This window comes from Streptomyces sp. NRRL WC-3549 (genome assembly GCF_000721935.1).
GTDB lineage: Bacteria > Actinomycetota > Actinomycetes > Streptomycetales > Streptomycetaceae > Streptomyces.
The window spans coordinates 2072-12372 of the sequence record NZ_KL585388.1 but is presented as its reverse complement, the minus strand read 5'-3'; the positions used below and the strand labels follow the sequence as shown (position 1 = coordinate 12372).

The window sequence follows — 10301 nt, the reverse complement described above, 5'->3', positions numbered from 1 at the left end:
GCCTCGCCGAGACCCTGGGCTCCGTCGGCTCCATGCTCCACGGCGGCGCCGCCAAGGTCGCCGTCGGCGTCGACCTCAACTGCACCCACCACCGCGGCGTCCGCAGCGGCCTCGTCACCGGCGTCGCCACCCCCGTGCACCGCGGCCGCTCCACCGCCACCTACGAAATCGTCATCACCGACGAGCAGGACAAGCGGGTCTGCACCGCCCGGCTCACCTGCCTGCTCCGCGACGCGCCCCGGCCCGCCGCCGACTGAACCGCCCCCACCGCCCGCCTCCTGCCCGGTCCGGAACGCACCGCATTCCGGACCGGGCAGACCCATATCCGCAGCCGATCACGGACACCGGCGCATACACACCGTCAACACCCTTGACCTCCGCGTCCGTTCCGTGCGGCACTTCAGCGGCCTACCGCGCACCCCGCATCGCCCGGCACACCCCCACAGATGTAACACTCCGTAACGACTGTGGGGGGCACGAAACTGCGCCCCGCCCGCGCCCCCACCCACCGGGCGGCCTCTCCGGGCCCTTCCGCCCCCGTTCGTGCGACAGCACCATGATCGCCTCAAGCCCCTTAGCAGAGCAGGGTGTTCTCACCATGCGGTCGTTCGGCCGACAGGGAGAAAGACCGCACTTGTCCGCACTGTGACCACCAAGCCTTCCCCATGGCATAACAAGACAGTCACATCATCAGCGGACCCGTCCCGCACCCCCACACCTGCGCTTAGAGTCACGGCCAGTCACCGCGCCGCCGGGCGCGTCTGCTGCACGGCCCTGTATCGACCAGTACAGCCCGGCGACCTTCACGGCACCTCAGCAGAGGAGGCCGCGCCAGGGAAAGGACCTTTCGTGCGACACCGTTCCTCGCTCATACTCACCGCAGTCCTCACCACCGGAGCACTGACTCTCACGGCCTGCGGGTCACGCGACGACGACAAAGGCAGCGGCGACAGCGGCGGCGGCAGCACCCAGACCGTCGTCATCGGCCTCGACGCCCCCCTGACCGGCGACCTCTCCGCCCTCGGCCTCGGCATCAAGAACTCCGCCGACCTCGCCGTCAAGATCGCCAACCAGGACAAGACGGCCCCCGGCATCAAGTTCGAACTCAAGGCCCTCGACGACCAGGCCCAGCCCTCCGTCGGCCAGCAGAACGCCACCCAGTTCATCCAGGACAAGAAGGTCCTCGGCGTCGTCGGCCCCCTGAACTCCGGCGTCTCCCAGTCGATGCAGAAGCCCCTCAACGACGCCGGCCTCACCCAGGTCTCCCCGGCCAACACCGGCACCGAACTGACCCAGGGCAACAACTGGAAGACCGGCGACAAGCAGCGCCCCTTCAAGACCTACTTCCGCACCGCCACCACCGACGCCATCCAGGGCGCGTTCGCCGCGAACTACCTCTACAAGAACGCGAACATCAAGGACGTCTACCTCATCGACGACCAGAAGCCCTACGGCGCCGGCCTCGCCGCCTCCTTCAAGAACACGTTCACCGAACTCGGCGGCAAGATCGTCGGCACCGACCACGTCAACCCCGACGACCGCGACTTCAACTCCGTCGTCACCAAGGTCAAGGGCTCCGGCGCCAAGGCCGTCTACTACGGCGGCGAGTACCCCGCCGGCGCGCCCCTGAGCCAGCAGCTCAAGGACAGCGTCAAGATCCCGCTCATGGGCGGCGACGGCATGTACAGCGCCGACTTCATCGCCCTCAACAAGAAGGCCGAAGGCGACATCGCCACCTCCGTCGGCAAGCCCGTCGAAGAGCTCGACTCGGCCAAGAAGTTCATCGCCGACTACAAGGCCGCCGGATACAAGGACGCCTACGAGGCCTACGGCGGCGGCACCTACGACGCCACCTGGTCCATCATCGAGGCCGTCAAGGCCGTCGCGGCCGAGAACGACGGCAAGCTCCCCGACGACGCCCGCGCCAAGGTGCTCGACGCCATGAGCAAGGTCCAGTTCGAAGGCGTCACCGGCCCCGTCTCCTTCGACGAGTACGGCGACACCACCAACACCATGATGACCGCCTACCAGGTCACCGGCGGCAAGTGGGCCTCCAAGCTCAGCGAGGCCGTCAAGTAGCCCCACCCCGGCCCCTGCGCCACCACACGCACACAGCACAGACCGCGCGGGAGCGCTACGAGCACTCCCGCGCGGTGCCATATCCGAACCACTCCACGGAGGCCCTGCGGTGAACGAACTGCCGCAACAGCTGGCCAATGGACTCATCCTCGGCGCGATGTACGGTCTCATCGCGATCGGCTACACGATGGTCTACGGAATCATCCAGCTCATCAACTTCGCACACGGCGAGATCTTCATGATCGGAGGCTTCGGAGCCCTCACGGTCTACCTCGGGCTTCCGTCCGGATTCTCCCTCCTCGCCGCGATACCCCTCATGATCGCCGGCGGCGTCATCTGCTCCGTCGCCGTCAGCGTCGCCGCCGAACGCTTCGCCTACCGGCCCCTGCGCGGCGCACCACGCCTCGCCCCCCTCATCACCGCCATCGGCCTCTCCCTCGCCCTCCAGCAGGCCGTGTGGATGTGGTACCCCGACGCCACCAAGGACCGCTCCTTCCCCCAGTTCAAGGGCGAGGCGATCGACCTCTTCGGCGCCAGCATCCAGCGCGGCGACCTCTTCGTCATCATCGCGGCCCCCGTGTGCATGCTCGCCCTCGGCCTCTTCGTCTCCAAGACCCGGGCCGGCCGCGGCATGCAGGCCACCTCCCAGGACCCCGACACCGCCAAGCTCATGGGCATCAACACCGACCGCATCATCGTCATGGCCTTCGCCATCGGTGCCGCGTTCGCCGCCGTCGCCGCCGTCGCCTACGGGCTCAAGAACGGCCAGATCGGCTTCCGCATGGGCTTCATCATGGGCCTCAAGGCCTTCACCGCCGCCGTACTCGGCGGCATCGGCAACATCTACGGCGCCATGCTCGGCGGAGTCGTCCTCGGCGTCGCCGAAGCACTCGCCACCGGCTACATGAGCGACGTACCCGGCATGGAACTCTTCGGCGGCGGAGCCTGGAAGGACGTCTGGGCCTTCGCCCTCCTCATCCTCGTCCTCCTCATACGCCCCCAGGGCCTGCTGGGCGAACGAGTCGCGGACAGGGCGTGATGACCATGACCACCCACACCACCCCCGCCCTGCTCCCGCTCCCCGCGGCCGCGGCCCGCGCCGCCTCCACCGCGGGCGCCGCCATCGCCCTCGCCGGCACCTTCCTCGCCTGGACCTACACCGCCACCTTCCCCGGCGACCTCACCGTCACCGGATACCCCGGCGGCCTCCAGGTCCTCACCCTCGTCAGCGCGGCACTCACCCTGCTGTTCTCCCTGGCCGGACACGGCGTCAAGGGCCTCGCCTGGCTCACGCCCGGCGGCACCTACAGCCCCACCAGGCTCCTCGCCCTCGGCACCTTCGCCATCACCGCGTACGCCGTCATCGCCGTCATCGTCACGAAGGACGACAACGGCAACCTCCTCGGCCTCGTCGAACTCGAACCCGGAGCCTGGATCAGCCTCACCGGCGCCCTCGTCGCCGTCCTCGCCTCCCTCGGGCTCCCCCACGACCAGCCCCTCGACGACACCGCGAAACCCCACCCGCTCAACCGCTTCCTCAACAGCCTCCGCGCACCGGCACCCGGCCGCGCCAAGGCACTGCCCGCCTGGGCCGAGATCCTCGTCATCGCCGTGTCCTTCGGCGCCGCCCTCCACGTCTTCACCTACGGCATCGACACCGAGTACGCCGAACTCTTCATCGGCTACGTCATCGCCGTCGGCTTCGGCTTCACCGCACTCACCCGGGCCGGACTCGTCGCCCGGGTCACCGCGCTGACCGCCAAACACCGCAACGTCACCCTCGCCGCCGCCCTGGTCGCCGCCTTCTGCTTCCCCTTCACCCAGCAGAACGAGCAGTACGCCCTCATCGGCGCGAACATCCTCATCTTCGCGACCGTCGCCCTCGGCCTCAACGTCGTCGTCGGCCTCGCCGGCCTCCTCGACCTCGGTTACGTCGCCTTCCTCGGCGTCGGCGCCTACGCCGCCGCCCTCGTCTCCGGCTCCCCCATGTCCCCCATCGGCGTCCAGTTCCCCTTCTGGGCCGCCGTCCTCACCGGAGCCGCCGCCTCACTCGTCTTCGGCGTCGTCATCGGCGCCCCCACCCTCCGCCTGCGCGGCGACTACCTCGCCATCGTCACCCTCGGATTCGGAGAGATCTTCCGCCTCACCGTCAACGCCCTCAACGGCGTCAGCGGCCCCGACCTCACCAACGGCTCCCAGGGCATCCCCAGCATCCCCGACCTCGAACTCTTCGGATTCGACCTCGGCATCAGCCACGACATCGGCGGCTTCACCCTCGGCAGGTCCGCCAACTACTACCTGCTGATGCTCGTCTTCACCGCCGTCGTCGTCCTCGTCTTCCGGCGCTCCGGGGAATCCCGCATCGGCCGCGCCTGGGTCGCCATCCGCGAGGACGAGACAGCCGCCACCGCCATGGGCATCAACGCCTTCCGGCTCAAGCTGCTCGCCTTCGCCCTCGGCGCCACCCTCGCCGGCCTCGCCGGAACCGTGCAGGCGCACGTCTCCTACACGGTCACCCCCGAGCAGTACCAGTTCGCCGGTTCCGTACCGCCCAACTCCGCGTTCCTCCTCGCCGCCGTCATCCTCGGCGGCATGGGAACCCTCAGCGGACCCCTCGTCGGCGCGGCACTCCTCTACCTCATCCCGGCCAAGCTCCAGTTCATGCAGGACTACCAGCTCTTCCTCTTCGGCCTCGCGCTCATCCTCCTGATGCGCTTCCGCCCCGAAGGCCTCGTCGCCGACCGCAGGAAGAAGCTCGAGTTCCACGAGACCGGCCAGCTCGACGTACCGCCGGACACACCACTCACCGACACAGCCGCCGGCACCACGAAGGCGGGGGCGTGACCATCATGACCACGACAGCCACCACCGGCACCACCGTCCTCGACGCCAGCGGCGTCACCATGCGCTTCGGCGGACTCACCGCCGTACGCGGCGTCGACCTCACCGTCAACGCCGGAGAGATCGTCGGCCTCATCGGCCCCAACGGTGCCGGCAAGACCACCTTCTTCAACTGCCTCACCGGCCTCTACGTCCCCACCGAGGGCAAGGTCAGCTACAAGGGCACCGTCCTGCCGCCCAAACCCCACCTCGTCACCCAGGCGGGCATCGCCCGCACCTTCCAGAACATCCGCCTCTTCGCCAACATGACCGTCCTGGAGAACGTCCTCGTCGGACGCCACACCAGGACCAAGGAAGGCCTCTGGTCCGCCCTCCTGCGCCTGCCCGGCTACAAGAAGGCGGAGAACGCCAGCCGCGAACGCGCCATGGAACTCCTGGAGTTCATCGGCCTCGCCGACAAGGCCGACCACCTCGCGCGCAACCTCCCCTACGGAGACCAGCGCAAGCTGGAGATCGCCCGCGCCCTCGCCAGCGACCCCGGACTCCTCCTCCTGGACGAGCCCACCGCCGGTATGAACCCCCAGGAGACCCGGGTCACCGAAGAGCTCATCTTCGCCATCCGGGACCAGGGCATCGCCGTCCTCGTCATCGAGCACGACATGCGGTTCATCTTCAACCTCTGCGACCGCGTCGCCTGCCTCGTCCAGGGCGAGAAACTCGTCGAGGGCACCGCCTCCGTCGTGCAGAGCGACGAACGCGTCATCGCCGCCTACCTCGGCACCCCCTTCGAAGGCGCCCCCGGCGCCGACGAGGTCGCCGAGGTCGAGGCCGCCGAGGCCGACGCCGCGGCGGTGTCCACCGGCCAGGCCCCCGGCGCCAAGGCCCCGGCGGACGGGTCCGCGTCCGCCAAGGCCCCCGCCGAACCGGCACCCTCCGCGGCCGGCGACACCGGGGCCGACGCCCCCGGGCCACACGCCCCCGAGGCACACGTCCCCGAGACCGACACCGCCGCACCCGGCACCACCGAAGCCCGCACCACCCGCACCGAAGAGGAAGAAGAGGAGGACAACCGATGACCGCACTGCTCGAGGTCGAGGACCTCCGCGTCGCCTACGGCAAGATCGAAGCCGTCAAGGGCATCTCCTTCACCGTCGAAGCCGGCCAGGTCGTCACCCTCATCGGCACCAACGGCGCCGGCAAGACGACCACCCTGCGCACCCTGTCCGGGCTGCTCAAGCCCGTCGGCGGCCGTATCCTCTTCGACGGGAAGCCGCTCACCGGCGTACCCGCCCACAAGATCGTCGCCCTGGGCCTCGCCCACTCCCCCGAGGGACGCCACATCTTCCCCCGGCTGACGATCACCGAGAACCTCCTCCTCGGCGCCTACCTCCGCAACGACAAGGCAGGCATCGAGAAGGACGTCCAGCGCGCCTACGACCTCTTCCCCATCCTCGGGGAACGCCGCAAGCAGGCCGCGGGCACCCTCTCCGGCGGCGAGCAGCAGATGCTCGCCATGGGGCGCGCCCTCATGTCCCAGCCCAAACTGCTCATGCTGGACGAGCCCTCCATGGGCCTCTCCCCCATCATGATGCAGAAGATCATGGAGACCATCGTCGAACTCAAGGCGGCGGGGACCACGATCCTGCTCGTCGAGCAGAACGCCCAGGCAGCCCTCTCCCTGGCGGACCAGGGACACGTCATGGAGGTCGGCAAGGTCGTCCTCTCCGGCACCGGCGCGGACCTCCTGCACGACGAGTCCGTCCGCAAGGCCTACCTCGGCGAGGACTGACACCCGCGTACGGCGAAGGCCCGCACCCCCGTCTCACGTTCTTCCGGGGTGCGGGCCTTCGCCGTAGGCCCGGCGTCTGGACGGGAGCGCTACTCGGCCGCCTTCTTCTTCTCCTCGGCGTCCTCGATCAGCGCCTCGGCGAGCTGCTGCATCGACATCCTGCGGTCCATCGACGTCTTCTGGATCCACCGGAACGCGGCCGGCTCGGAGAGCCCGTAATCCGTCTGCAGGATGCTCTTCGCCCGGTCCACGAGCTTGCGGGTCTCCAGCCGCTGGGCCAGGTCCGCGACCTCGCTCTCCAGCGCCCTCAGCTCCGCGAACCGGGACACGGCCATCTCGATCGCCGGCACCACGTCGCTCTTGCTGAACGGCTTCACCAGGTAGGCCATCGCCCCGGCGTCCCGGGCCCGCTCCACGAGGTCGCGCTGCGAGAAGGCGGTGAGCATCAGGACGGGGGCGATGGACTCCTCGGCGATCTTCTCGGCGGCGGAGATCCCGTCGAGGACCGGCATCTTCACATCGAGGATGACCAGGTCCGGCTTGTGCTCCCGGGCCAGCTCGACCGCCTGCTGCCCGTCCCCGGCCTCGCCGACGACCGAGTAGCCCTCTTCCTCCAGCATCTCTTTGAGGTCGAGGCGGATGAGGGCCTCGTCCTCGGCGATGACGACGCGGGTCGTCAGCGGCGGGACGTGCGACTGGTCGGCGTCGACGGCGTCTTCGGGCTGGGGCGACTCGGGGGTGGTCACGGGGGCTCCTTGTTCCAGGACAGGCAGTGCCGCGAAGCAGCCTACCTACCTGCCGCACCCGACGGTCACCAGGTACACTTCTCAGGGTCACTGAGCCGGGTTGGCGCAACTGGTTGACGCGGAGGTCTCAAACACCTCTGTCCGAAAGGACATGTGGGTTCGAATCCCATACCCGGCACACTCGAAGCGGATGTTCACATTCTCGTGAACATCCGCTTTTCCGCGTCCTTGGCCATGCGTGACGATTCATCCTGGGCGCATGAATGCCCACGGACCTCAGATCAGGCACAGAGCGGTCGCCCTGCTGCGGAACGGCGTCAGAAATGCCGACGTGGCCCGCGAACTCGGCATCCCCGCGGGCACCGTCAGCTACTGGAAGCACCTGGACCGCACCGAGCGGGGCGAGCCCCCCGAAGCCCGCTATGCACGCTGCCCCCGGTGCGACGGCGTGCTCGACCAGGCGGCATACGCGTACCTGCTCGGGCTGTACCTCGGTGACGGACACATCATCCAGAACAGGGCCATGCGCACTCCGGGCCTGTCGATCGCCTGCGCCGACACCTGGCCGGGGCTCATTGATCTGTGCGAGCGCGCCATGCGCGCGGTCTTTCCCGAGAACTCCGTATGCCGGGTGCGCAGGAAGGGGTACCGCGAGGTGAAGATGTATTCCAAACACCTGTGGTGCCTGTTCCCCCAACACGGTCCAGGCAGAAAGCATGAACGCTCCGTCGCCCTCACCGCCTGGCAGCAGAGTCTTGTGGACGCGCACCCTTGGGCGCTCATCCGCGGGCTCATCCACTCCGACGGATGCCGGAACATGAACTGGACCACTCGCATCGTCGGCGGTGAGCGCAGGCGCTACGAATACCCCCGGTACTTCTTCACCAACAAGTCCGACGACATCCGGAAGCTGTACACCGACACCCTCGACAAGCTGGGGGTCGAGTGGACCCACTGCACCCGCGCGGGCGAGGAGTACAACATCTCCGTGGCCCGACGGGCATCCGTCGCCCTCATGGACGCGCACGTCGGGCCGAAGTACTGACGGCCGTCACTTCGGGCTGTCGTCCTCGCCGATGTGGTGCACCCGGACCAGGTTCGTCGTGCCGGCGACCCCGGGAGGCGAGCCCGCGGTGATCACCACCACGTCCCCCTTCTCGCAGCGTCCGATCCGCAGCAGTTCCTCGTCCACCTGCGCCACCATCGCGTCCGTCGACTCCACGTGCGGACCCAGGAACGACTCCACGCCCCAGGTGAGGTTCAGCTGGGCGCGGGTGGACTCGTCCGGGGTGAAGGCGAGGAGCGGGATCGGGGAGCGGTAGCGGGAGAGACGCTTGACGGTGTCGCCGCTCTGGGTGAAGGCGACCAGGGCCTTGGCTCCGAGGAAGTCGCCCATCTCGGCTGCCGCGCGGGCCACCGCGCCGCCCTGGGTGCGGGGCTTGTTGCGGTCGGTGAGGGGCGGGAGGCCCTTGGCGAGGATGTCCTCTTCCGCGGCCTCGACGATGCGGGCCATGGTGGCGACGGCCTCGATGGCGTGCTTGCCGACGCTGGTCTCGCCGGAGAGCATCACCGCGTCCGTGCCGTCGATGATCGCGTTGGCGACGTCGGAGGCCTCGGCGCGGGTGGGGCGGGAGTTGTCGATCATCGAGTCGAGCATCTGGGTGGCGACGATGACCGGCTTGGCGTTGCGTTTGGCGAGTTTGACGGCGCGCTTCTGGACGATCGGGACCTGTTCGAGGGGCATTTCGACGCCGAGGTCGCCGCGGGCGACCATGATGCCGTCGAAGGCGGCGACGATGTCGTCGATGTTCTCCACGGCCTGGGGCTTCTCGACCTTGGCGATGACGGGGAGGCGGCGGTTCTCCTCGTCCATGACGCGGTGGACGTCGTCGATGTCGTGTCCGGTGCGGACGAAGGAGAGGGCGATGACGTCGGCGCCGGTGCGCAGGGCCCAGCGGAGGTCGTCGATGTCCTTCTCGGAGAGGGCGGGGACGGAGACGGCGACGCCGGGGAGGTTGAGTCCCTTGTGGTCGGAGACCATGCCGCCTTCGATGACGGTGGTGTGGACGCGGGGGCCGTCGACGCCGGTGACTTCGAGGGTGACGCGGCCGTCGTCGACGAGGACGCGTTCGCCGGGGCCGACGTCGGCGGCGAGGCCGTCGTAGGTGGTGCCGCAGATGTGACGGTCGCCTTCGACGGGTTCGGTGGTGAGGGTGAAGGCGTCACCGCGTTCAAGGAGTACAGGGCCTTCGGCGAAGCGGCCGAGGCGGATCTTCGGGCCTTGAAGGTCGGCGAGGATTCCGACGCTGCGGCCGGTCTCCTGGGAGGCTTTGCGTACGTGGTGGTAGCGCTCTTCGTGTTCGGCGTAGGTGCCGTGGCTGAGGTTGAGGCGGGCGATGTCCATTCCCGCTTCGACCAATGCCTTGATCTGGTCGTATGTGTCGGTGGCGGGGCCCAGGGTGCAGACGATTTTCGCTCGGCGCATGGTTCGAGCGTAGACCTTACCTACGGGTAGACAGACGGGTCTGCATGACAGGCCAACGGCCTTTTGATGAAGGGTTGTTGACAACCGTTGAATTGTGCGGCACGGCGCTCCGATGAGCGGCGGCCCGCGGCGGGGCGGGTGGGTGCGGGCGGGTGGCGCGGTGGCGGTGCGCCGGGGTGGTCATCAGATCGTCACCTGCGCGGGGTGTTGCGGGTGGTGGTGGCTGGGCCAGAATCTACGCGCGTTGTTCGATCGGAAGAGGAGTGAAGGATGCCGCTGAACCGTAGGACCTTTCTGGGCAGTTCGGCCGTTGCGGGCGCGGGCGCGGCGCTGACGGGCGGGGCCGCCGCTCCGGCGGGGG

9 protein-coding genes and 1 tRNA gene are annotated in these 10301 nt (G+C 68.6%); 8 read left to right on the top strand and 2 right to left on the bottom strand.

Annotation, left to right across the window (positions count from 1 at the left end; all coding sequences use genetic code 11):
- From IH13_RS0106510 to IH13_RS0106485, 6 genes are all read left to right on the top strand, one after another.
- The coding region (locus IH13_RS0106510) for a hotdog fold thioesterase (protein ID WP_031081822.1) at positions 1 to 257 on the top strand (257 nt) is incomplete at its 5' end.
- 592 nt (positions 258 to 849) lie between these two features.
- On the top strand, positions 850 to 2079 hold the full coding sequence (locus tag IH13_RS0106505) for a branched-chain amino acid ABC transporter substrate-binding protein (RefSeq protein WP_031081820.1): 1230 nt from the start codon (positions 850 to 852) through the stop codon (positions 2077 to 2079).
- Positions 2080 to 2188: 109 nt separating this feature from the next.
- Complete coding sequence (locus IH13_RS0106500) at positions 2189 to 3118, top strand: branched-chain amino acid ABC transporter permease (protein WP_031081818.1); 930 nt, start codon at positions 2189 to 2191, stop codon at positions 3116 to 3118.
- Entirely contained in the window at positions 3118 to 4923 is a 1806-nt protein-coding gene (locus IH13_RS0106495; protein WP_031081815.1) for a branched-chain amino acid ABC transporter permease, read from the top strand. Before IH13_RS0106500 ends, IH13_RS0106495 begins: the two co-directional genes overlap by 1 nt.
- Before the next feature lie 5 nt (positions 4924 to 4928).
- Entirely contained in the window at positions 4929 to 5996 is a 1068-nt protein-coding gene (locus IH13_RS0106490) for an ABC transporter ATP-binding protein (RefSeq protein ID WP_110084975.1), read from the top strand.
- Positions 5993 to 6709 (top strand): ABC transporter ATP-binding protein, encoded by a 717-nt coding sequence (locus tag IH13_RS0106485; protein ID WP_031081812.1) that lies wholly within the window; start codon positions 5993 to 5995, stop codon positions 6707 to 6709. The genes IH13_RS0106490 and IH13_RS0106485 overlap by 4 nt, the downstream gene beginning before the upstream one ends.
- An 89-nt stretch (positions 6710 to 6798) precedes the next feature.
- On the opposite strand, the gene IH13_RS0106480 is transcribed toward IH13_RS0106485, so the two are convergent.
- Positions 6799 to 7455, bottom strand: a complete 657-nt coding sequence (locus IH13_RS0106480) for an ANTAR domain-containing response regulator (protein WP_031081811.1) — start codon at positions 7453 to 7455, stop codon at positions 6799 to 6801.
- Between the two features lie 94 nt (positions 7456 to 7549).
- On the opposite strand from IH13_RS0106480, the gene IH13_RS0106475 reads away from it, so the two are divergent.
- A tRNA-Leu gene (locus tag IH13_RS0106475) sits at positions 7550 to 7633 on the top strand.
- Positions 7634 to 7714: 81 nt separating this feature from the next.
- Positions 7715 to 8500 carry a helix-turn-helix domain-containing protein gene (locus tag IH13_RS0106470; RefSeq protein ID WP_031081810.1) on the top strand — a complete coding sequence of 262 codons (786 nt, stop codon included), beginning with the start codon at positions 7715 to 7717 and terminating at the stop codon, positions 8498 to 8500.
- 6 nt (positions 8501 to 8506) lie between these two features.
- Here IH13_RS0106470 and pyk read toward each other — a convergent pair whose 3' ends face one another.
- Positions 8507 to 9940 carry a pyruvate kinase gene (gene pyk, locus IH13_RS0106465; protein WP_031081809.1) on the bottom strand — a complete coding sequence of 478 codons (1434 nt, stop codon included), beginning with the start codon at positions 9938 to 9940 and terminating at the stop codon, positions 8507 to 8509.
- Between the last annotated feature and the right edge of the window lie 361 nt (positions 9941 to 10301).

Coding starts and splice junctions, on each gene's coding strand:
- IH13_RS0106495 (WP_031081815.1), top strand. CDS start 3,118: ATGACCATGACCACCCACACCACCCCCGCCCTGCTCCCGCTCCCCGCG.
- IH13_RS0106490 (WP_110084975.1), top strand. CDS start 4,929: ATGACCACGACAGCCACCACCGGCACCACCGTCCTCGACGCCAGCGGC.
- IH13_RS0106485 (WP_031081812.1), top strand. CDS start 5,993: ATGACCGCACTGCTCGAGGTCGAGGACCTCCGCGTCGCCTACGGCAAG.
- IH13_RS0106470 (WP_031081810.1), top strand. CDS start 7,715: ATGAATGCCCACGGACCTCAGATCAGGCACAGAGCGGTCGCCCTGCTG.
- pyk (WP_031081809.1), bottom strand. CDS start 9,940: ATGCGCCGAGCGAAAATCGTCTGCACCCTGGGCCCCGCCACCGACACA.